The following is a 23842-nucleotide window of genomic DNA, read 5'->3' as shown; positions in this document are numbered from 1 at the left end:
TAAGCCGATCACTTAGCCAGAGTTAAACGCTGGGTATTACAGGGTTTCTAAACGGGCGTAAGCGATCACTAACCACTTACTACCGACATCAAGAAAGTTAACTTGAATACGCGCTTGGGCACCGCTACCTTCATAATTAGTCACAGTGCCTTCACCAAACTTAGGGTGCATAACACGTTGGCCAATCTTAAAACCAGAATCATTAAAGGCGTCGTCTTGCTTACCAAAGCGTGTACTCACTGCAGGGGCAGAGACTTGAGTACGCATGCGGATCTCTTGTACGTATTGCTCAGGGATCTCCTTAACAAAACGCGATGGCCTTGCAAAGCTTTCACGACCATAGATACGGCGTGATTCAGCATAGGTGATATAAAGCTTTTGCATGGCGCGGGTCATACCCACATAACAAAGACGGCGCTCTTCATCGAGGCGATCACCTTCATCTATTGCCATTTGGCTTGGGAATAATCCTTCTTCCACCCCTGCCATAAACACCATTGGGAACTCTAGACCTTTGGCTGAGTGCAATGTCATTAGCTGCACCGCATCGGTAAACTCATCCGCCTGACCTTCACCCGCTTCAAGTGCCGCATGAGATAAAAAGGCATTTAACTCGCCCATATCTTCAAGATCTTCTGGCATCACAAAGCTACGCGCAGCCGTTACTAACTCTTCTAAGTTCTCTACGCGAGCACGCGCTTTTTCACTCTTCTCCGCTTCGTACATCGCCTTAAGGCCTGAAGTTTGGATGACATGATCTGTCATGCGGTGCAAAGACTGCTCGTCTGTGTCCATACGCATAGCAATAATCAAGTCCATAAAGCCACGTACTGCATTAGCAGCACGACCAGCCAGCACTTTCTCTTCAAGTAAGCGAATACTTGCTTCCCACAAGGTCATCTCTTGTTGGCGCGCTGTGGTACGAATAATCTCTAAGGTGCGGTCGCCAATACCACGAGTCGGTGTATTCACCACACGCTCAAAGGCTGCATCGTCATTCTTGTTATTAATCAGACGCAAGTAACCCATGGCATCTTTAATTTCTTGGCGTTCGAAGAAACGTAAGCCGCCATAAATGCGGTAAGCGATACCTTTATGCAGCAACGCTTCTTCCAATACTCGCGACTGAGCGTTAGAGCGATATAAAATCGCGCAATCTTCTAACTTGCCACCTTCGTCTTGCCAGTCGGTAATACGGCCAACAATAAAGCGTGCTTCGTCCATTTCGTTAAAAGCACAGTAAAGACCAATTGGCTCACCGTCTTTATCGTCGGTCCATAGCTTTTTACCCATACGATCTGGGTTATTGGCAATCAACTCGTTCGATGCATTTAGAATATTGCCGCTAGAACGGTAGTTTTGTTCTAATCGAATGGTTTGTGCTGCTGGGAAGTCAGCTAAAAACTTATGTAAGTTCTCAACCTGTGCACCACGCCAACCGTAAATAGACTGGTCATCATCACCAACAATCATCACATTGGCAGTCGAGCCAGCAAGCACACGGATCCACGCGTATTGAATGGCGTTGGTATCTTGGAATTCGTCCACCAAAATGTGCTTAAATCTATCTTGGTAGTGATCCAAAATATGCGGTTTGTTAAGCCACAATTCGTGAGCTCTTAGCAGAATTTCAGCAAAGTCGACCAAGCCTGCACGATCGCACGAGTCTTGATAGATTTGATAAATCTTTAGCAGATTTTGCTCAATTGGAAAGCCACCGGCATCGATGTGCGATGGGCGCAGACCTAAGTCTTTCTTACCATTGATATAGCCTTGTGCTTGTCTTGGCGGATATTGCTTCTCGTCCAAGTTAAGGCTTTTTAAAATACGTTTGATTAGACGCAATTGATCGTCTGAATCTAAAATTTGAAAGCTTTCAGGCAGATTGGCATCTTTGTAATGGGTGCGCAGTAACCGATGAGCTAAACCGTGGAATGTACCAATCCACATGCGGCTCATATTGCCACCAGCCACTTTTTCAACGCGCTCGCGCATCTCCTTAGCCGCTTTATTGGTAAAGGTTACCGCCAAAATAGCGTAAGGGCTTTGCTGTTCAACCTGCATTAACCAAGCAATTCTGTGGGTTAACACCCGCGTTTTGCCACTACCTGCGCCCGCTAGCACTAGCATGCTAGATTGCGGTGCACCAACAGCTTCGCGCTGCTTATCATTTAGGCCGTCGAGTAAAGAAGATACGTCCATTATTGCCTCCAAAAAATCAGGCGGGCAGTATAACAGATGCAGAGAAGCTCAGGATAGAATATGCGAGATCGCGATGGGGAAAATCATGCGATTGCCAAAGCGACACGTCGCCTTGGCAACCACTAAGCAATTATGCTTTTTCTGCAGCAACTACAGAAATCTCTACCAACAAGGCTTCACGGGCCATCTTAGCTTCAACACAAGCACGAGCTGGCGCAAAACCCTCAGGCACCCAGGCATCCCAAACTGCGTTCATCGCAGCAAAGTATTGCATGTCTTTTATGTATATCGTTGCCGACAAGATATGCTCTCTGTCGCTGCCAGCTTGCTCAAGCAAAGCATCGACTTTTTCCAGCATGGTACGAGTTTGCTCAGTAATATCTTGCTCTGCATCTTTAGCCACTTGGCCACATAGATAAATAGTGCCGTTATGCTTAACAATGCGACTCATACGGGCTGCAGTTTCAATTCTTTCAATAGTCATAGTTTGCTCTAACTCAATTTATAAAGGCGTGTCGATATACTTTCCGCCTAGAGTCTAACCAGCAAAACGCATTTTTCCAATGAAAAATACTTATGATTCAAATGGATGTTTTGTATACGTTAGCATGATTTACTATTTCGCTTTTAAAGTCCTATACTTAATTGCAAGAGGTAATCAACGGATTTGATTTACTGCGTGCTTAAAGGACTAAACATGACTTATCTATACGGCCCCCTCACCCTTATCACTCGCTTTAGCACTACTTGGGTTATCCAGTCCACTCGCTATCTATGCATTAGCTCCAAACGTCACCGCAGCTTACAACGATTATTTATCGTTAATTGTCCACCGACATTCTAGGAGCAAAGCCATGCAAACAAATAAAAAGCAGCCAATTACTCTTACTCACTTATCTCTTGCCATGCTTATCGCATCACTAGTTACCGGCATATTTTGGACATTAAACTTGTTTCAGCAGCAAGCTACGCTTGAATTAATTATTCCTTTATTCCTGGCAGCTAACATAGTTATTGCTGCGGGTGTTTGGCTGAGATTCCGTCAACAATCGAGTCGAGTTTCTCAACTCAGCACGCACATCGCCAGTAGCTTTTTAATGCCGCAAAATCATAAAACAGAATCTGAGCATGGCCACGATCCGCTGGGTAAGCTCGAATCCAAAGTCCAGCAATTAAGCCAACACCTTAGCAACGAGTTATCGCGCACTTCAAAACTTGAGCAGCCACAAGAAAACGGCCAACTGTTATCAGCAATTTTAGACTCTGCCGCCGTAGCGGTTTACGCTGTAGACAGCACTGGCACCTGTATCTATGCCAACCCGCAATGCGCTCTGTTATTGGGCTATAGCACCCCAGCCGATCTGCTTAACATCAATATGCGACAAATCATCGATAAAAATGCCGCTCAAAGTTGTATAGACCTTACCATTCAGGATATTAAAGAGGACACATTTTGGCGCGCAGACGGCAGTAGCTTTCCTGTTGAATACAAGTCACAACCTCTGGACTTAGGTGAGCAACATAAAGGCGCAGTGATCTCTTTTTACGATAATAGCGAACGTTTAGAAGCTGAGGCACTTATTCGTCATCAAGCTCATTACGACACATTAACCGATCTACCCAACCGCTTTTTAGCCTTAAAAAGACTTGAACAACTGGTTGAGGCCAGTGAACGCAACGAGCAGATGATTGCGGTGATTTTTTTAGACCTCGACGATTTTAAAAAGATTAATGACTCACTCGGCCATGAAGCCGGAGACCAACTGCTTATCACTGCATCAGAACGATTACTCAAAGCCACTCGCGCTGAAGACACTGTTGGCCGCTTAGGTGGCGACGAATTTATTATTTTGCTCGACGGACTCTCAAGCGCCAATGATGCCCAGCCTTTGGCTGAAAACCTTATTGCAGGCTTTAGAAAGCCGTTTTACATTGATAACCGCCAACTGATTTTGACGGCCAGTATTGGTATTGCGATTTACCCCAATGACGGTAAAACCCCATCAGAGCTGCTGCGCAACGCAGACTCCGCCATGTACCACACAAAAAGTATTGGCCGAAATACCTATTCATACTTCACCCATGCAATGAACAAAGAGGTATCTCGTCGCCTAGCCATTGAGGAGCAGATCCATGGCGCTTTAGATCGCAATGAGCTCACGGTACATTACCAAATTCAGCTCGACATTCGTGACGGCACAATTATGGGAGCCGAGGCACTCCTGCGCTGGGATAACCCGACATTGGGCAGTGTGTCACCAGCAGAGTTTATTCCTATTGCCGAGCAAACCGGTGTGATTGAGCCTATGGGTGATTTTATTTTGCAGCGCTCACTTGAAGCAGCACGCATCTGGCAACAAACATTTAATGATAACTTTAGGGTGGCAATCAACTTATCACCTAGACAGTTTAGAAACCCAAACCTAGTACAATCAATTAAAGACAAGGTCGCTGAGCTAGGGATGAAACCAGCAGATTTAGAGCTAGAAATCACCGAAGGCGTGCTGCTGAGTGGCCATGCTTATACCTTAGATGCCCTAATGCAATTGAGTAAAGCAGGCTTTTGTATCTCTATGGATGACTTTGGTACAGGCTACTCATCACTAAGTTACTTGCGCACTTACCCGTTTAAAATCCTTAAGATCGATCGCAGCTTTATCAACGATATGAATAAGGATGATAAGAGTAAAGAGCTGATCATCGCGACCATTGAGATGGCACATGCGTTAGGTATACAAGTGATTGCCGAGGGAGTTGAAACCCAAAAACAGCTAGATGAACTCTGCTTTATGATGTGTGATTACGCTCAGGGCTTTTTAATTAGCAAGCCTGCAGCTTTTGATGAGTTACTTATCATTGGCGAGAAATATCAGGAATTACATCAAAAGTTAGTGCAGCAGAATAATCACACTCTCAAGGTGATATAACTGCAAAGTAGTTATTTTAGATGCTAATTTTCAGTGCTTAACTTAAATAACAAACTAAGTAGCTAAAGCAACAAACTGAAATACCCTAAAATGCCAAACGACAAAAGCCGTAAGTGACTAAGGCTAGAACCTACGGCTTATCACCACGCCATTATAATTTAAACAATCTTCAATTCGCTGCTTTTGCACAACACTAAGGCTAGACACAGGTATAAAGCGGTACTCGCTGTGCTCATCACTCAACATAATATTTGCGGCAGGAGGCAACTCACACTTAAAGATAAACGCTTGTGACTCATAAGCTTGATGATAGTAAACGCCGCTAAGATAGTTGACTTTAACCGCTACACCAAGCTCCTCTAAACATTCTCGCAGCAAGGCATCGTGAATTGTTTCCCCAGGCTCTAATGCCCCACCAGGTAAACCCCAATCACAATTACCATAAGTCGCTTTAAGCAATAGCACTTTGGGCTCTGACCCATCTTGCTTAATAATCACCGCATGACTGCTAAGGCGGAACTTATCATCAAATGCCATCTGCCTACCTTTAATATCAATCAGTATAAATTATACCTAGCTTAACTAACGCCAAAAAAAAGTGTTAACCCCATATAAGGACTAACACTTTCATTTTTTCGTTAGCGATAGCAATTGCTAAACAAACATGGCGACATAATTTTATCGCGCATTTACTTTGGTTTTGGTGTTTCTTCCAAACCTATGCTGTTCATCCAATGGTCAAAGTCCATCATGTTACCAGGCAAAATAACTTTGCTTTCGCCAGAACTAACACCATCAAGCTGCTTTAGATACTGAGCACCCAACTGCATACGTACTACATTTTTGCCGCCCGGTGCGGCAATTACGGTAGCCATACGCTCAATCGACTCAGCGGTTGCTCGAGCAATGGTTAAGATCTCTTCACCTTTACCTTCAGCCTCGTTGATACGACGTTGCATTTCACCTTCAGAGTGGTTAATGGTTTCGGTTTTAATACCCTCAGAGCGGTTAATTTTACTCTGTTTATCACCTTCACTTTTTGCCAGTAGTGCACGGCGCTCACGCTCGGCATTTACTTGCATTTCCATAGCGTTTTTAACCGTTTCTGGTGGCGTAATATTTTTAATCTCGTAACGATGTACCCGAATACCCCACATAGCACCGGCTTGATCTAGCACTTCAACTACTTTAGCGCTGATGACATCACGCTCTTCAAAGGTACGGTCTAAATCTAGCGTACCAATCACGCTTCGAGTCGTGGTTTGTGCCAGCTGAATAGCAGCATAGCGGTAATCCGTCACTCCGTAACTTGCCTTAACCGGATCAACCACAGAGATATAGATAACCCCATCAACTTCAACATTGACTTCATCACAAGAGAAACACTCCTGTGGTGGTACATCAATAGTTTCCTCTTTGAGGTCGTGGATGTAAGCCACTTTATCAACGAAAGGTACTAGCGCATGAAAACCAGCATCTAAGGTTGAGTGGTACTTACCTAAACGCTCGACAATGTAAGCTGATTTTGTTGGAACTAAGCGAATCGACTGAAACAGCTTAATCACAAAAATAGCGAAAATTAAGCCCCAAATAGCCATGACAATCATATCGGTATTAATGCCTGCAATCATTAGCGTACTCCTTTTGCTGAGTTGGCTGTTACTGCGCTAGTAACCTGCTCCATGCCTTCAAAAAAACCTTCGATTTTAGCCAGCTCTGCCGGTACAACCGACACATCGGCTTCACCTAAGATCTTACCGACTTGCGCAATAAACTGCTCTTTAAGCTGCATATTCATCGCTTCGTTGCCGCCATCTTTTGCTAACGCTGCAGATACCAGCTCCATGCCCTCTGCTTTTGCTCGAGCAACAATGGCAATCTCTTGTGCAGTACCCTTTGCCTCGTTAATTCGACGCTGCTTTTCACCTTCTGACAGGTTGATTGCCTCTTGGCGCTCACCTTCAGATAGATTAATCATTGCCGCCTTTTCAGCATTGGCTAACGTGATTTCTGCACGCTTACTACGTTCAGCTTCCATTTGCTTTTCAAGGGTATGAATAACTTTACGTGACGGGGTAATGTTTTTAATCTCGTAGCGCAGCACTTTAATGCCCCATGGATCAGAGGCTTTATCAATTTCACGCACAATAGACTCGTTAAGACTGTCTCGCTCAGAGAAGGTTTGGCTAAGACTTAACTTACCGATTTCAGATCGCATGGTGGTTTGCGCTAGATTCACTGCGGCGCGGCGATAATCTTCACTCGCTTATAGCCCTTAATTTTTTTCTCCCAAGCGAGTGAGTGAGTGACCTCATCTGCGCATAGGGCGGTAAATGGGGTGATCACGAAGAAATACTCAATAAAAAATAATCAGAGAAAAAAATGTAGATTATTTTTTTTCTATTTGGCTAAATCACTAACGCTGTCTGAGGGTTTGGTCGCTCAACTACGTGGACATCTTGCTATCGCAAGAACACGGAATAAGATGTGGAAAACGCGGAGCGTTTACACACAACTTACCTCCGTTTGACACCCGTAGTCACTCCCTAGAGTAATAAATTTTTTTATTTTTTATTGATAAGTGTACGACCATAATAAAGTTTGATAAAAAATTATGGTTGTCATGAACGGTAATACCGCTATTGTTTGATAATTTATCTGAGGACGAATGTCAGTTTCTGATAATTAAGTTTGATCATTTTCAAACTCGCTTTTGGACAGAAATCATTTAGTGTAAAGGGTCTAAAGATAGGTCGTGGGATTAGTAAATGTATGGTAATCAAATAAAGTTTACAATGACCCTATGACCCTATGACCCTATGACCCTATGACTCTATGACTCTATGACCCCATACCTCTGTTCCCAACTTCCAGTGAAAACTTCTCAAGCCATTTTTTAGCACCATTAGTGTCAAATGTTTTGGTGCCATACCCAATAGATAAAACGTCGTCTGGCAAGAACTCATCAAACTTCTCGACCTGCTTTTCTAACACTGATTCGGCTAGCATTGTTTCATTAGGCAATTGGGCTTGTGCTAAAGTTTGCAATGTCGCTTTGGCATCTTCAAGGGATGTTTTTTCTACTTCAATAACTCCAGCATAAGCACCGGCTTCGTAGCCTTCCTTAATAAGAAGAGCTACGATCGTATTTACTATTTTATCTCCCAACCATGTGAATATGTAGGTTGTATTACCAGTCTGTAGCAATGACCTGTTCGCTAGTCCTGCTGTATTAAAAAAACTTATACTTTCATGGAATAGTTCTTTAGCTGGAGTATCTGCAAAATCTACTTTTTGGTCGCCGACTGATATCTTGTAATCGCCTTCTTTAAGCATGCGATACATTTCTTGACGCACTACGTCATGAATTGACATCCCGCCGCCACCGAATTTTGGCGGTTTCCCACCTTTGGAGAACTCTACGTAGATAACTTTTTTGTCGGTATCGACATCTTTTACTCTCCAGCGCTTTCCAGCAAAAATAATGTGCTGGCCAATTAACACAAGTGAATCAACAGGCAGTGTTCCAATTGTATTTACGCCACTAATGACTCTGAACTCTTCTGGAGTTTTGAATACCGCATAAAATGAATAGTGATTTGTAATGCGCTCACCTAATAGCCCTAAAACAATCTCACCGTTACCTAACTGCGTTATCAGCTCAGTCTGCCCCATATGAATCAGGAGAGCTTTAAAGTTCTCAACTCCGACATTCTGGAAAGGACCTTCCTTACAAAGTAATTTAAACAACTGCTCAGCTCTAATCCCCCCCCATTGTGCAATGACTGCAAGTGTCTGATGCAGAAGCGCTGAAAAATGGTAAAGAGACGTATCAGCAGGCTCATACCATTTATTGCTAATTAATAATCTGATCATTGCGAGGGATTGCACTAACTCCAATCGGAGTTTATCGATAACACTCGAATCTTTTGTTAACTCGTCTTCAGCGATCAGCATTCGAAGTATAGATGGTCCTCCACGCCGCCCTGAACGCCCCATTCGTTGCCTTAAACTAGAAATGGAATGAGGAGCGGTGACCTGAACAACCGAATTTACTTTTCCGATATCGATACCCAATTCAAGTGTCATAGTACAAACAGCTGTCGTAGGGAATTGCTCTTTTTGAAGTCGCTTTTCCAAGCTCTCCCGAAGCTCTTTCGAGAGTGAACCATGATGAGGAAAAAACTCATTAGGTACGGTTTTTTGATCACAAAAATCACTTAATGTTGCGGCTATACTTTCAGTTCGCTTTCGACTGTTTGCAAAGACTAAATGATTACCTCCACGGCAAAATTTTAACAAATCTTGGCATATTTGGTATTCCGCATCTACAGGAGCTTTATCATCTACACCTACCGAATTTACATAACCTTTAACTTGAATCTTAAATGTCGATGTTGAGTGCGAATCTTTAATTATTTTGCACGGTAAGGATTGGTTTGGTCTAAGAGACAATGGTACCTTTTCCAATTCACCAAGGGTTGCACTCAATGCCGTTCTGGGAATTGGTGACTTTAGTCTCCCCAGAAGATGCTCCAAACGATGAAGCAGGGAAAGTAAGTGATGTCCACGTTCAGTACCTAGGAAGGCATGGAATTCGTCAATAACAATATATTTTAAATTAGAAAATGCAGACTTCACCCATCCAGCATCACGAATAAGCAATGACTCGAGTGATTCAGGAGTAATCAATACAATGCCAGCTGGTGAACGCTTTAATTTATTCTTCCGACTTTGTAGGCTATCACCGTGCCACGGGGTGACAGGTATATCCAGTAAATCCGAAAGACTCTCTAAACGTCTATCCTGATCATTTATTAAGGCTTTTAGTGGACTAATATATAGAATACCAATCCCTTCTTTTTGATCTGCAATGGCACTAATTGCTGGTAAAAAAAAAGCTTCAGTCTTACCAGCTGCAGTTGAAGCACTGATCAGAACATCAGTTTCAGCAGATAGTATCGGCTCTATAGACAAGCACTGTACTTCTCTTAAGTTTGCCCAGCCTTGCTTAAAGATCCATTGCTGGACCCTGATGTCTAACTTTTTATGTTCGTCGATCATAGTTTAAAGTCAGCAAGTCCATCTTCGATCTCTTCGACCTCAAGTTCGACATCTGAAGGTTTTTCTTCTTCAATAGAGACCGATGAAATTAAACTGTCCCATACTATAGATGGATTTTGATCAACTACCGCAAGCATGTCTAAGAATGCTTTTATCGTATTACGAGGTGTTCTGAAATAAGCATCCCCAACAGTCTGACTACAGTGGTGAAGAAATGATTTAAGCGCCTCATCGGGCACAAGGTACTGCGATTGGTCACCTGAAGCATAAACGTGCCTCAAATTTTTCAAAAGAATATAAAGTTCTTCTGGTGTAAGGCAAGCTAAGTGTAGTGCTGGTGAGGAGTAGTCGATTACACCAGCCTGCTTAGCAAACGTATTTCCTGCTAGACGTGACTGAAGCGCTTCATAGCTATATAGCCCCTTTCTAGGGTCTAATAAAAACTCCGGCGTACCACCCAGTAGAAAACCAAGGTGCTCCGCTGATCCCTGTAAACAATCATTAAGCATTCTTAGAATTTGCTCATAATTTGACGTTCTTGCTTGAGTGCTATTTAGCTTGTACAAATTCACCAGTTCATCGAGGTTAACAATTAGGCCTTGATAGCCAGCTTGCCTAACAAATAGGCTCAAAAGCTTTAGAGAGTCGTAAAAGGATGCATCCGTAATTATGCTTCTGACACCTAAGTCTTTACGAGCATCGGTCTTCGTTGAATACTCCGCTCTAAGCCACTTGATAGCATGACTTTTTAAGTCATCATTATCTTGCTCATGCCCTAGCCAATAAGCTTCGATAACTTTGGCAAAGTCGTATCCACCAACTAACTCAGATAAAGACGAAAGGCGCTCATGAATAACTACAGTTATTTCTTTGTTCGATGCTTCTGCTTCTTTTCTCGCTTCAGTAATAAATTTTTCAACGACGCTTGTTAGAGCGTTACCGTCAGACTTATTCCGTGTCGACATGTTACGCATTAACTCAGAGTAAAGGTTACGAGCTTGACCTGATGAAGCATGAATGCGGCGATCCGGTGAGAGATCAGCATTGACGGTTACCAATTTTTTCTCAAGAGCGATTGATCTTATAACACTTAAGAAAAATGTTTTTCCCGAACCATACTCTCCAATAATGAGTCTAAAAGCAGAACCACCATCTGAGATACGCTCAATATCCTGAATGAGCGCTTTTAGTTCTTTTACTCTGCCCACTTGAATGTGTTGAATTCCTACTTTTGGTGTCACTCCTGATTTTAAAGACTGGATAATTGCATCTCTTTCTTTAGACCGTATTTTTTTCGCAATCATCATTTATCCTTTTAACTCTTCAACAATTTCAAGATCAACATAAATATCACCATCATCATCTAATACAGGTGCATCTACTTTTTCATAAGCCCAGTCATTAATGGTTTCTATCGCACCATCTACCATGAGGCTAAGTTTGCTACAAAACTCATGAACTTCATTGCGTGACCATGTTTCTTTACTGAGCAATGTGTCGAACAGCTTTTTATGGGCATCGTCCAATCCATCCGACTCTGTTTGTACTCGACTAACAATCTCTACTTCAGGTTCATCATCAACTGCAAAAATATTTTCTAACATTGTTTTGGCGTCACTTGTTTCACTCTCGTGCATAGCCAAAGTGCCTTCATCCAATTTAAATGTATTGGCGCTAGTATCGGTACTTTCCGAACTAGTAAAAGTACGGCTACTCGAGGAAGTTAAATTATGGATATCACGAGTAACAAGAGATCTATCCAACCCCAGTGAGGTATAGAGTTTTTCGATTTGTTTTATTTCAGATGAATCTACCTTGCCATCAACTAGCGCGATGGAAATCATGAACTTCTTTAAAAATTCAACTTCATTAGTTTTAAGCTTTTCGATTCTTGCTTTCAATCCTGCTGTATTTACTGGGCTATTTAGCCTCCATATCAAGTAAGCTTTGAGTGAGTTTTTTTCTGACGGGCTCAAATTTTCATCTTGATCCACTAGTCTTTGCAGTGCAAACTTTTCTTCTTGATCAACGTAGCCATCGATTGTTGCGACCATTGCACCAAGTCTCATGGCGAGACTAACTTGATTAAACGCTATGCTGGGTTCAAAGAACTCACCATGGGCAGGTGTGAACAGTACAATATTGCCATCAACTGTAACCTTTGCTTGATGAAAGCGTTGATCAGGGGCTATTCCTATATTCGCTTTGCTAGCCAGGTTGGTTAGTAGTTCATTTTCTTTTTTATTTATGGCCTTAGGAAAGGGCATCCCTGTGTGCGACCAAAATTCTTTAATCGTCGTAAGTCCGTCTTGCTTTTCTATGACTTGTTCTGCCCATTTTTTAAACTCTCTAATGACAGGAGAATTTGACTCATTAACCAACTCTTTAGGCAATAGCATTAACGCTGCGATGTCATTTTTAGAAGTCTCGACCTTACCTAAATATCGGCTGTAACTTGCCAACTCCTCAGTACAACTTTCTGCAATGGGAATGAGCTTATTAATAGGCCCTTTCAAAATACTTGGATCAGGTAGTTCTTCCATAGTCAAATCTACCCCATGAATCCCGTTACTTGCAGGATTGTATGAAAGACGTAACTTTGTTTTATTAGGCTTAACAGGTATGCCTTCACCAAACTTTTGTGTAAAGCGGATTTCAAAAAGTTGTTTAAATTCCTCTTCACATCTTCTTGCTGGCATCTTGAGAGAATATTCGATCGTATTTTTCAACCAAGCTAAAGCTAGTTCAGCTCCCACAGATTGCTCTTTTACAACAGTTTCAGCAAGTTTAATTTTGAATGAAAAAGCATTAGTCGTCTCAGGTATTTCGTCTACCTTAGATGCAAGCAATAAAGGTCTGAGCAGAGTCATCAATTCTAGTAAATGAGATGAATATCGATTAAATGAACGATTGACACTAAATACTTTATTTAAGCGTAGAACCTCGTCAAAAATAGCTATGAACTCTGGATCAGAGACATCTGAGGTAGTATTGCTCTCTATAACTCTTCGTTCTAAGCCGTAAAAATATATGAAAACATATCCAATTGGGATATTTGGATTTGAACGTTCTGAAGCTAACCAATCGAGATACGTACCTTTGCAACCTTCGGAGAGTGTTGCATAACTAGGCCAGTACCCTAATGATTCATCAGTATATATTTCGGCACTACTATCTAAAGGCGGTTTAGATACAGATCTTGTTTCATCGACTAACGAAGGTTCAACCTCATATCCACTCAAAGATTTCATCACTCCACCAAAGTAGAAAAGACCTTTATCGAGTTTTCGACCATTAATTGTTAGCTGCTCACTATCTCCTATCCATCGACCTTTTTGCTTATTCGATGATTTTTCTGATTCATAACCATAGCTTGTCTGGATGGTGAATGTAGCAAATTCATCATCTGCACTGTCGTATGAAGAAATAGATGATGTATTAGTGCTAGATGAAGCATAGGTACTAGCTCTATGTTCTGATATTTGAGACTGTGTATTTCTAGTTTTTGGGTCTTTTATTGTATTGGATCTCGAGTTCCCTGATATCCATCGATACAAAATATAGAGAACAATAGCTCCTATAAAATATTCCATTATTTTTCCTTATGTGGAGAAGGGAGGGTTTTATGAAAGAATAATTTTACATAATTTTAACTAGTTATCGGTTCTGCTAGCAGTTGAACCACAAGGATATACCCTTAGTGAAATATATGGCAAACACTTCAAGTGAAAAAAGCAAAGGTGAAGGGATAAAATGAAAATAAGTGATTCACTTGGGGCGATTTAGTGTTTATAAAAGAGCGAGCAAAAAGCGCTTATATCTATTTATTGAAACGGTCCCCTCACTACTCGATCATCATAAAACACCTCTGGGTTTATATGAAAAGATGGTACAGGCGTAGCTACCTATTTGAACTGAAATATCCCTTGTTCAGATTAGCTTTTCTATAGAAAAAATTTCTCGGCCTATTTTCCTTTTCAGCTGCGAAACTAATAATGGGGCACAAACGTGTCAGCTTGGGTTCACTGACACGTTGATGGACAGAAATTGGTTAGAGCTTAAGCTATGAAAATGGCTCTTGGCATTAGGAAAGCTATGACAATCGGATATGCGCTAACGCCCGCTTAAGTGGTGAGCAACGCAATACGATGTTTCCGCACACCACCTAAATCACTAAATTTACCGCAAACCAAGAATGCCACGCGTTGCGAATCCGTCTTGAAGCGTTTGTTATGTGTTTTCTTCGTCACCTTCGAAGACTAGAAATTCGTTCGACTCACTAAGTTCTGTTGGCATTTCATACAATTTGCCATCAGCTTGATATAGCGTAAGCCCAAAACCAAATGAAGCTAGTTGAATTCCTAACTCTGTCAGCTCCCAACCGTTTGATTTACCAGAGTTAACAGCCAAACCAACAGAGGATAATTGAGCTATATATGGCTTTGAACGTTGATAATAGGTTCTTACTTGATTGCTATATAAGTTCATTAGCCCTTGCATCGCTCTAAGAGCCGGAACTGTTGCAGCACATGTAATATGCATTAACGAGTTAAACTCATTCAGGTCGATTTTACCCTTAGCAAAACTAACACAGAGGCGACCAAGTATTTCAGCCTTAATTGGGCGCTCTGCAGAAGTAATAATTTCAAAAATGGTTTCAGCTGCTTCTTCCGCCTGCTCAGTATTAGCAAAAATCTGATCGGTGAAATATAGGGTTTCTTCCGAGTTTAGAGTGGATGCAGACTTGATAAAGTTAGCATAGTTTCTTTTAACCTTTGCGACTTGGTATTTATCATATGCATTCTTTATTGAGAACGCATACTCTACGAATGGGACTTCCGACAAGACTTCACTTTCAATGAAAAAATCTATTGAAGACTCTGTAGCCTGACAGAGTTCCTTTGCCGCTTCACCTGCATTCAAAAGCGAGTCTTTCATATTTCGAATCAATTTCATCTTACTCTCGATAATTGTGAGCTCTTCAGACACATAACGCCGTTTTAAGCGGCGAGTAATAGCTTGCTATAATGTGAAACGAAGTGGAACCGAGCAAGCTGTTACGAGTCCGACTTTAAAACTTTGTTAGCTGCTTTTTAGGTTACGTTCTAAGAATACAACTCTCGTTTTACCCAACTTTGCCGTTTTAAACTCAGAATAACCACGACGTTTATACATCGCTAAATTCGAAGCACTAAACTCCCCTGTAAAAAGCTCGACACGTTTAGCTTCTGGAAATACAGTTTCAAGTGAAGAAAGCAACTTAGAGCCAACACCCTTGCCATGCAGTTCAGGCCATACCGCCATTCGTCCAATATGACAACTACCAGCTTCTAAGCGAGCTTGACCGCTTGCCAATAACTTACCGTTATCAACAACTTTCAAAATGGTTTTCTTCTCAAAGTCTGCTTTTAGTTCATCAAGCGTTTGAGTTAAAGGCGGGATATCAAAGTCATTATGCAGTTCAGCTTCTGATTGATACGCAACGCGTTGAAGCTCGAGTAAACTTTCTGCATCTTCTATTGTGGCGTGAAATATTTCCATATACTCAATTCCTTTTGGCAGCTAACAGCTTATTATCCAGCGTCTCGGATAAATCCCTGTACTTTTTTAATTTAGGTCAAAGCTAGCAACGTAACTCATTGATGTAAAGCAGTTCATCTTGCTGGTGTTAACAAATTTAAATTTACCTTCTCCGCAAAGTAATGCAGAACATTTATCGGGTCTCTTGTAAGATTAAAGCGGAAACCTAACTGCATGATAAGCAGGTGCTATTTCAGATGTTAAAAATTTATCGATGCAATTTTTTCACTTTCTGGCTTCAATAAATCTGTCTGATTCATCAAGTTCATTATACCTGTATAGGATTACAGTTATTTTAGTTTGCTCTAGGAAGGTGGAGTCGGAAAATTGAGCTTAAAGAAAAAGGACAGGCATTACTTATGGTGTACACCAAACCTTTCACATTAGCTTTTCTATAGTCAAAGCTTACTTGTGCCATTTATCATTTAGATTCGTGAAAATAATAAAGGGGCATAAGTGAGTCAACGAAGCCTTCCGTGACTCGAAAATTGACAAAAACGTTTCAGAGCTTAAGCTGGTGTCCCAACATTGCTATAAAACCCACCAGAATAACCTCTTAGAATATCAGCTGTAGTGAATTCAGTACCGCCAAAATCATTGATTATTTACTGAATTCTAGGAATGGTTACTTCTATTTTTTTATCCATTCTCTAATTCACTCAGTTCTTTGTATAATCCATCAATCTCATTTTCTAGAGATTGAACAAATATCTTTGATACTTGAGCATTACTAGATGTTTTGTATTTACCTGAACTCCAAGTATTAGACTCTCTTCTCGCTCTGGATAACTGAGCTTCTTTATTAGTGATAGTTTCTTGAAGCTGGATCTTATTTTTCATAATTAAATTTCCATATGGCGAGTTCTATCGAAATAGCTACTTGATGAGCCTTTGATCGCATAACTGCACTTAACGCCTCATTCAGAGTAAATAAAATAGCGGGTTAAAAGTAGCGAGGCATGAGCAAAAAAAACGGCTATTTTTTGTCCTGCTAAAATGACTTGTGTAGCAGCACATTACCACCCGCAAGCTTTTCTTAATGGTTTAATGTCTTCACCTAACCCCGAAAGATCAAATGTCGCCATAACAGGACTTTCATTATATGGAGTTATTTGAGTTAACAATTTATTATGCTGGATTAATTTTTTAGCAAAATCAATATCACCACCTCTAACAAAGACTGCTTTATTATCAGTGGAAAGACTCCAAGTACTTGTTGTTGCTTTCTGCTTATCGAATCTCGTCAGCATTTGAGTTTTATCTAAGCCCAAATATAAATTCCAAGTAATAAATACATTAGTTTTATTTTCTGAGCATCTAACATATAAACGAGGTTGAACATTTTTATAACCTGATCTTACTTTGTCGTTTGAAGAAAGTGACATAGTAATATTGACTGAGTCATCTATTGGGGATCGGTCTTCTCTTACATTCCATTTACTTTTTGAAGGGAGCGCTTTTGATTTTACTTTGTTTACTCCTAACTTTGTTGCTAACGAATCAAAGCAAACTAAACGCATAGCATCACTTTTTTCACTAGCACAAACAGCAATATCTTTAGTTTGATCTGCCCAAGAATTAAAGGATGCGGTTAAAAGAATTAAAACTCCAAGATATTTCATTTACACTACTCTCCTTATATTTCAGCATCTTAGCCAACTTGCGCAGCACCTTGGTATATACTTTTGCGAAGCAAAAATGCCTAGCGTGTGGTGTCTAGTTTAGCGTTTTGTTATATTTTATAAGCTCTCATTGAGCCAGATATCGCATCGTTATAAATGCTAAAATTAGCCCGCCAATGACAGTACAAGTGATACCTACCAAGTATGGGTTTTGGATCATCGCTGACAGCTTAATTGAAAGTCCTTGTTTTTCAATGAACTCTCGACCTTTTGTTGTGATTTGCAAGCGGTGATAGATAGGTTCAGGACCACGGCCCAACTCATTCGATCTATAGCCGAAAACTAGCTCACTGTTAAATAGGTCATCAATAATATAGCCGCATACCTTTTCAGAATCAGTGCTAGATTGAGGGTTTTCTTGAATATACTTTAGGGTGTTTAACCGCTCCCTATTGACTGTTGTCACCAATCTCTCCTTAAATTGAATAGCAGCCCAATAAACTGCTGCCTAAAATTTAACTTACAGCGACTATGCCACGCTAATCCATTGAAATAAACAGATAAAGTTAACATTTCTTTCAAAAGATTGAATAAGTTGCCCGCAAAACTAAGCAAGCTGATGTAGAGGTCTCTACAACCTTTCACCAATCATCATAAATTCAATATGTTATCCAAAATGAAAAATTTGATAGAGCATAAAGCACCCGTTTTTTGTTCACTTTCCTCACGGATTACCAGCGTGAAATTATAACTGTATATTGATCTATTAATTTAAAGTCAGATCTGACTGCCCAAGACATTAGAAAATATATGGCACTATTGGGTGTTATCCAGTGCATCCAGTTTCTCTCGCTAAGAAATAAAGGGGCACAAATGCGTTACTTCTCCCCCGTATCAGCCTGCAAAAAATATCAAACTATATTATAAATAACAGACTTTATTATGATTTATCAAACTTTAATATGAACGCACAATAAGCCTCTGAAATTACAAGCGGTATACGTCAGTATGCTTCGGTATACATTTTTTAGTCGAGTATGCTTTTTTAACTACGAGTATGCTTTTTAACTAGTTAGAATCTCTCTCAGATAACTGTTGCGCTTGTGCGAGTTGCTTGGTGGGCATGTAATTGCCCTGAAGTCTTCGGAGCAACCAACGATATGGATTTCGTTCTCTGCTCTGGTAATTGCTGTATACAGCCACGCTCTATCAACTATCTTACCTTTCTGTAGTGCGATAATGATTCTAGGAAACTGCGAACCTTGGGCTTTGTGTAGGGTTATTGCGTAACCCAATTCCATGCAATCGAGCACGGATTGTGTGACCTCAACTTTATCCCCCGTATCCAGCGTTACTTCGCCATAACTTTCACCAGATGATTCAACGCTGGTTAGCGTACCTAGAGAGCCGTTTTGGATGCCTTTGTCATAATGGTTTTGCGTAAATAGAATTGCATCGTTCAACCTTAAGTTTTGGAAAAACTGTTCACCGTGCATTTCGAACTCAAGTCTATTTCCATTAGGGTTGACGGCTTCTTGAGTTAATTTATTAATACTAGCAACGAGTGCTTTGGTCGGTGCCATGACACGACTGTTTTCAGGTGATTGCTGATACACGTCACAACAGACTTGAGCAATGCCGCTCTTGGTCGTTTCGTGGAAGTGAATAGCGCCTGTGCTTAATTTCTCAGGCACGATACCTTGATTAATGAGCTTGGAGTATTCAGGAATACCTGTTGAGCCTTCCTGACGCTTAACGATATCTAGCATGGTGTTAGCAATGGCTTTAGACAGAACGATATCAGCCAGCACCTTGCCACAACCTATCGGCGGTAGTTGGTCTGGGTCGCCAGTGAAAATTATTCGAACCGATGGGTGAATATGGTTGACCAAGCGATACATGGTTGGCAAGTCAATCATACTGGCTTCATCTATTACCAGAAGATGCTTTTGTTGGTCTGAGGTTGGCTCTATAGGCTCTTCACGCAGTAACTTAGTGATAGTTGAGGTGATAAAACCAATTGACTCGTGCAAGCGCATAGCGGCTCTACCACTCAGCGCTACCGCATGTATTTCATATCCCATTTGATGGTAGGCTCGAAGTGCGGTTCTAAGTACCGTCGTTTTACCTGTGCCAGCTCCGCCAGTGATACAACTCACAGCGCTATCTAAACACGTTGTTACTGCTTCAATTTGTTTCTTGGTTAGCTCGTAGGGCAATTCATCAACCGCAGAGCAATATGCAGAATTTGCATATTCGTCATAAAGGTTATTTTGGCTGGCTAATGCTTTGAGTCGTTTGGCAACGACATTTTCCATCAACAACTGAGCGGTTGGATGGTAGGTGCCAGAATCAGGATTTAGGATGTATTGTGCCTTGTCGTGACCTGCTTTGAACGCTTCCGTCACCAACTCTTTATTCTTAAGTAGTTTGGTTAGATAGGGTCGTAAACTCGCTTGAGTTGTATATGTGTGACCTTTTTCGATTTCTTTTCGAATGGAAGCTTCAAGTGCTGCGCTTAGTCTGCGATGATCACAATATGTGCTCTTAAACTGGTCGAATTCGACCAGTTTATCTACATCCGCAAACGGCATCCCAAAGCCAATCAGCACATACGGATTTTGCTTGATAGCTTCAATGGATTCTTCGCCATGATGTTTTAACAGGCGTTGCTGTATGCTGGCAGGTATTTGATGCTCTGACATCCAGTTGCAGTAGGCCAGATTTTTGTACTTGGCATAGCCCTCGTACAACGCATCAATGGAATCTACACTCAGAACGCTTCTCAGGCGCTCTCGACTCTCCGGTACATCATTTCGCAATACGGCGTGAAAATCCTTCCCCAGAAGCTGCCAGAGCGCTCTGGCTTTGCTTTCGCCAATTCCCTTAAAGTCGCTCTCTCTGGCAATAAAGCGAACAAGCTGTTCACCCGTTTCGGGCAGGCTGCATTCGATACGGTGAGGCGATTCATAGGTGTGCTGCTGCATCATGTAATCGCCTGTTTCCATTTCCTCTATTAAGCGAGCGCCTTTTACCGACCAGTGTTGGCCGATGGCAGGTTGAACGGGAATTGAATCAGGATCTGTTTTGATGGTGACGTAATACTTACCACTATTGGTTTTGTATGAGTTTTTTGCCAGCGGCACGCCGCTGAATATCACCATATTATTTGAGCTATAAGGGATGCTGGTGACACGCATTTGATCTTCATGCAAAGCTGCATTCATCGTGGCATGAATCCCATTTCAGAAAGGGTTTCATTCAGCTCACCAAAGCGCTCTAGCTTGCCCTCTAACTCTTTAACCTTGGCTTTAAGCTCAATGTTTTCTGCTTCTAAGGTAGATACTCGTTTAGCATCGAGTAGTTGGCGATTACGAGTGTTGTCGTATTCTTTTGGTTTGTCGGTATCTTTCTTTGCCGATTTGGTCAGTGGCGGCAGTACGCCTTTGTCGCGTAGCCTGTCTTCAAGCGACTTCAACGCCTCTTTTAACGCAGGGTTTTGAGTTAATGCTGACTTCCCGCACCCTATTGCCTTAGCTATTTCTCCGCGATTTAGTTGCCCCTTAAATATGATTTGCTTGAAATCATCATTCGTCTGAGTTGCTTGCCATACTTCGAACGCTTCGAGGTTCTGCTGTGCTTTTTGTTGTCCGCTTGCCATAATCTCTTTATTTCTTGTATTTTTATAAGGTTGACTACTCACGTACAACTTTAATGTTGGTAAGTGTCTTCTCTTTGGAAAGTTTACGTTCAATCGCCTTTTCTAACTCAGCGTTGAGGTTGCGCAAATTAGCATTCTCTACTTCGAGCTTCTGTATTTTTGCTTTCGCCTCTTTCAATTTCTCATACACGGAATCGAGAGAGTTTGCCCAATTAGATTCTAAAAAACTGTTGAAATAATCCACCGAAGCACGTTCGATTTCTGACTTAACCTGACTTTTCAGCTGTTTATTTTGCTTGAGTAATTCTGCATTTCTCTTTGAACGGTCAGCCTTGATTGCCGCCTTGCGCAGAGCGAAGGCTTTCTCCAAGTCCGCGTTAAGCTCATCTATCCGCCTGGTGATATTCGGTTGTTTTGCCGGAGTTAGTTGCTTGCGATGAACCTTGGCAACCATACAAACAGCCGTGCCTTGGATAAGTCTCTCTCTTTTTTTTACAAGTTCAACTTCACCACGCTTTATGTTTTGTATGAAGTTTAAGCAAGTCTTGTACTGAGTGTTTACAGCATTGAAAAGCTGTTCTTGCTCAGCAGTTTCAACCCACTCAGGATATTGTTCAACCTTATTGATTTTAGGCGATCGGCTTGGATTGTTTGCACTATAGAATGCTTTGACATCATCTAAATCGCCCATCACCACACTGCACTCCTATCCAATATAGCTTCCGCATTCTGAACCGCTTTTTGAGAAGCACGCATCACTTTACTGTCTTTAGATACACCAAGAATTTCATAGGTTTTTATTTGCTTTTCATGCAAAAAACGATGGTTAATGATTTCAGTTTCGTGACTGTTTTTCGAGTACATGAAGTGGGGGCAACCCGCGCAAACATCAAACTGTCCGCGATTTAATTTCGGTGCGTTCGTCGCTTTATCGAAGCACTTGCTTTGACTGCGCGTTTTTTTCATCACTAAGCAATAGCCGTAGTTGTGTGCTTTTATGCTTTCGATTTCACCGGAAATAGCCAATAGTGCGCCATTAACTTCATCTGGCTTTTTTGTACTTATTTTGCTTATCATCTGGTGAATGGTACGCGCTGCCGCGCCTAACAAATCCTCATTCCCTTCTATTTCTAACTTTCCATCGACCTCATTATATATGCGCTTGACGATCTCGTTTATGTACTGACGTTCATTCGCGATTCTCGCATCTTCTTCGTGTTTTTTACTCTTATAGGTGTTGATCATGAAAGATCCTGCTGCATGGCGAAGGTGTATTCGTAATGATTCCTCCATATAACCTTCAAAGCGTCTCAGAATGAACTGGCCGTACGTGTGACGCATGCGATGCGGATGAATATCGAGCACTTCTTTGGCAAAGCTTGGTTGCGCCTCTGCAAAAGCCTTGCAGAATCGCTTCAATCGACATCTTAATGTGTAAGTTGATGCACCAAGCTGACAGCCTTTACGCCTTGATATAACTGGATAGATATTGCCGGCTATAACCTCCGACTCAGTTAGGTTTGTGCTAGTAGAGTCCATTTTGAATGTTGCGGCAAACAGAGGTAAGGTTTTACCATCTGGACGCTCGCGTTTGGGGGCGATACTTAAGTTATTCAAGGTATCGAATAACTGCTTAATCAAATCGGCACCGCCACGGTCATGATTTGCGCGGTTATCTGTTTTTTTGACTTTTGTTCTATAGCGCTGACTAACGTCATCATAACTGTCCCCGTTGAGTGAGGTTACTTCGCTATTTCGAACCCCTGTCATCGCCAAGAATAGCCAATAGCACGCATCGTAGACTGAGTCTATCCAATCATGGAACTCAGCGATGGACTCAAAAGGGAAGCCTGTACGATTATACAAGGTAACGCTATCGCGGTGACGGTTGATTAGCTCAAGATAGAGCTTTTTGGCTTCGAGATCTTTTTCCTTATATTTTCTTCCATTTGATGTTGTCAAGTGTTCTACGTTATCAACTTCTTTTAAGGCGAAAGTGTAGAGCGCCCTATAAAACAGGGCGGAGTATGTAAAGGGTATTACTTCACCTGTTTGACGTTGTACTTGATAAAAGTCTTGTAAAAATTTAGTTTTTGGGTGGTTCAGAATGCTAAGGGCGTAGGCGCTCATGGTTGCGGCTAAGACGGCATCTAACGCAGTGAAACTCCCTCCTTTTATCCACTCTTCAACTAATAACCCGAACTTGGGAATTTCTTCTTTAACGGCGCTTCGGATAACCTTCTGAGCTGTCGAAAGGTTGAATGACAGGCCGTCTGAAATTTCTCTTGTAATAAACGCGGAGTATGTAGTTTGTAAACTGGTTATGACCTTTTCTACACTGCTATAACTAAAGTAAGGGGGTTCGGAGTCTCTCTCTCTAGTAGTGAATTCACGTCGTAGTAGGCGTTGAATTAATTCATTAACATGAAACATTTTCCACTGCGCGATGGGAGTGTCTGGGTAGTGACGGCTAGCGAATAAGGCTATAGCGTAAAAGGCTCCGACGACAACCATGGAGGTACCTTTTTTTTGTTTGAGCGTCTGTCTTTTTACATCATCCCACCCACCAAAGTAGTTGACAATTGCTCCCTTCGCCCAGAACGCCCACTTTTCTTTGATATTTTTATCGTTAAGTTGATTAAGCTTATATTCGCTGTCATCAGATAGCTCATAAAATGTGAGCGCATGATCTGCACTATATATATCATTAACGAGAGCTTCATCGTTGCTTTGTTCACTTGGTTGCGGAAGTAATCCTGTGTTGCGTGCTTGTCTATTATCCATCT

Annotated in this window: 17 protein-coding genes and 1 pseudogene; 1 reads left to right on the top strand and 17 read right to left on the bottom strand. The window is 41.5% G+C overall.

Going from position 1 to position 23842, the window contains the following annotated elements:
- Positions 1-36: 36 nt before the first annotated feature.
- Both uvrD and L2740_RS17200 read right to left on the bottom strand, forming a co-directional pair.
- Positions 37-2202, bottom strand: coding sequence for a DNA helicase II (uvrD, locus tag L2740_RS17205; protein WP_248951311.1), 2166 nt, complete (start codon positions 2200-2202; stop codon positions 37-39).
- A 130-nt stretch (positions 2203-2332) separates the two neighbouring features.
- On the bottom strand, positions 2333-2686 hold the full coding sequence (locus L2740_RS17200) for a RidA family protein (protein WP_248951310.1): 354 nt from the start codon (positions 2684-2686) through the stop codon (positions 2333-2335).
- 370 nt (positions 2687-3056) lie between these two features.
- On the opposite strand from L2740_RS17200, the gene L2740_RS17195 reads away from it, so the two are divergent.
- Entirely contained in the window at positions 3057-5129 is a 2073-nt protein-coding gene (locus L2740_RS17195) for a putative bifunctional diguanylate cyclase/phosphodiesterase (protein ID WP_248951309.1), read from the top strand.
- Between the two features lie 123 nt (positions 5130-5252).
- Here L2740_RS17195 and L2740_RS17190 read toward each other — a convergent pair whose 3' ends face one another.
- The 15 genes and pseudogenes from L2740_RS17190 to L2740_RS17120 all read right to left on the bottom strand — a co-directional run bounded on the left by L2740_RS17190 (position 5253) and on the right by L2740_RS17120 (position 23840).
- Positions 5253-5666 carry an NUDIX hydrolase gene (locus L2740_RS17190; RefSeq protein WP_248951308.1) on the bottom strand — a complete coding sequence of 138 codons (414 nt, stop codon included), beginning with the start codon at positions 5664-5666 and terminating at the stop codon, positions 5253-5255.
- Positions 5667-5818: 152 nt separating this feature from the next.
- Positions 5819-6760 (bottom strand): SPFH domain-containing protein, encoded by a 942-nt coding sequence (locus L2740_RS17185; protein WP_248951307.1) that lies wholly within the window; start codon positions 6758-6760, stop codon positions 5819-5821.
- Positions 6760-7389 (bottom strand): annotated as a pseudogene (locus L2740_RS17180) (SPFH domain-containing protein); the annotation flags it as partial. The pseudogene L2740_RS17180 and the gene L2740_RS17185, both read right to left, overlap by 1 nt.
- Positions 7390-7970: 581 nt before the next feature.
- Positions 7971-10193 carry a DEAD/DEAH box helicase gene (locus L2740_RS17175; protein WP_248951306.1) on the bottom strand — a complete coding sequence of 741 codons (2223 nt, stop codon included), beginning with the start codon at positions 10191-10193 and terminating at the stop codon, positions 7971-7973.
- Entirely contained in the window at positions 10190-11497 is a 1308-nt protein-coding gene (locus L2740_RS17170; protein ID WP_248951305.1) for an ATP-binding protein, read from the bottom strand. The genes L2740_RS17175 and L2740_RS17170 overlap by 4 nt, the downstream gene beginning before the upstream one ends.
- Positions 11498-11500: 3 nt before the next feature.
- On the bottom strand, positions 11501-13786 hold the full coding sequence (locus L2740_RS17165) for a tellurite resistance TerB family protein (protein ID WP_248951304.1): 2286 nt from the start codon (positions 13784-13786) through the stop codon (positions 11501-11503).
- A gap of 637 nt (positions 13787-14423) precedes the next feature.
- The gene (locus tag L2740_RS17160; protein WP_248951303.1) at positions 14424-15149 is read right to left on the bottom strand and encodes a hypothetical protein; all 726 of its coding nucleotides are present in this window, start codon (positions 15147-15149) and stop codon (positions 14424-14426) included.
- Positions 15150-15275: 126 nt separating this feature from the next.
- Complete coding sequence (locus tag L2740_RS17155; protein ID WP_248951302.1) at positions 15276-15734, bottom strand: GNAT family N-acetyltransferase; 459 nt, start codon at positions 15732-15734, stop codon at positions 15276-15278.
- 678 nt (positions 15735-16412) lie between these two features.
- On the bottom strand, positions 16413-16613 hold the full coding sequence (locus L2740_RS17150; protein WP_248951301.1) for a hypothetical protein: 201 nt from the start codon (positions 16611-16613) through the stop codon (positions 16413-16415).
- A 176-nt stretch (positions 16614-16789) separates the two neighbouring features.
- On the bottom strand, positions 16790-17395 hold the full coding sequence (locus L2740_RS17145; RefSeq protein ID WP_248951300.1) for a type VI secretion system-associated protein TagO: 606 nt from the start codon (positions 17393-17395) through the stop codon (positions 16790-16792).
- A 127-nt stretch (positions 17396-17522) separates the two neighbouring features.
- Complete coding sequence (locus L2740_RS17140; protein WP_248951299.1) at positions 17523-17861, bottom strand: hypothetical protein; 339 nt, start codon at positions 17859-17861, stop codon at positions 17523-17525.
- A gap of 598 nt (positions 17862-18459) precedes the next feature.
- Entirely contained in the window at positions 18460-20622 is a 2163-nt protein-coding gene (locus L2740_RS17135; protein WP_248951298.1) for an AAA family ATPase, read from the bottom strand.
- Positions 20619-21056: a VPA1267 family protein gene (locus L2740_RS17130; RefSeq protein ID WP_248951297.1), complete on the bottom strand. Its 438-nt coding sequence runs from the start codon at positions 21054-21056 to the stop codon at positions 20619-20621. Before L2740_RS17130 ends, L2740_RS17135 begins: the two co-directional genes overlap by 4 nt.
- A gap of 34 nt (positions 21057-21090) precedes the next feature.
- On the bottom strand, positions 21091-21753 hold the full coding sequence (locus tag L2740_RS17125) for a hypothetical protein (protein ID WP_248951296.1): 663 nt from the start codon (positions 21751-21753) through the stop codon (positions 21091-21093).
- Positions 21747-23840, bottom strand: coding sequence for a site-specific integrase (locus L2740_RS17120; RefSeq protein WP_248951295.1), 2094 nt, complete (start codon positions 23838-23840; stop codon positions 21747-21749). Before L2740_RS17120 ends, L2740_RS17125 begins: the two co-directional genes overlap by 7 nt.
- Positions 23841-23842: the final 2 nt, after the last annotated feature.

Origin of the sequence: Shewanella pneumatophori (assembly GCF_023283895.1) — a bacterium.
In the GTDB taxonomy this organism is placed as follows: Bacteria; Pseudomonadota; Gammaproteobacteria; order Enterobacterales; family Shewanellaceae; genus Shewanella; species Shewanella pneumatophori.
Note: the sequence above shows the minus strand (reverse complement) of the source record. Positions and strands in the feature narration are given on the sequence as shown.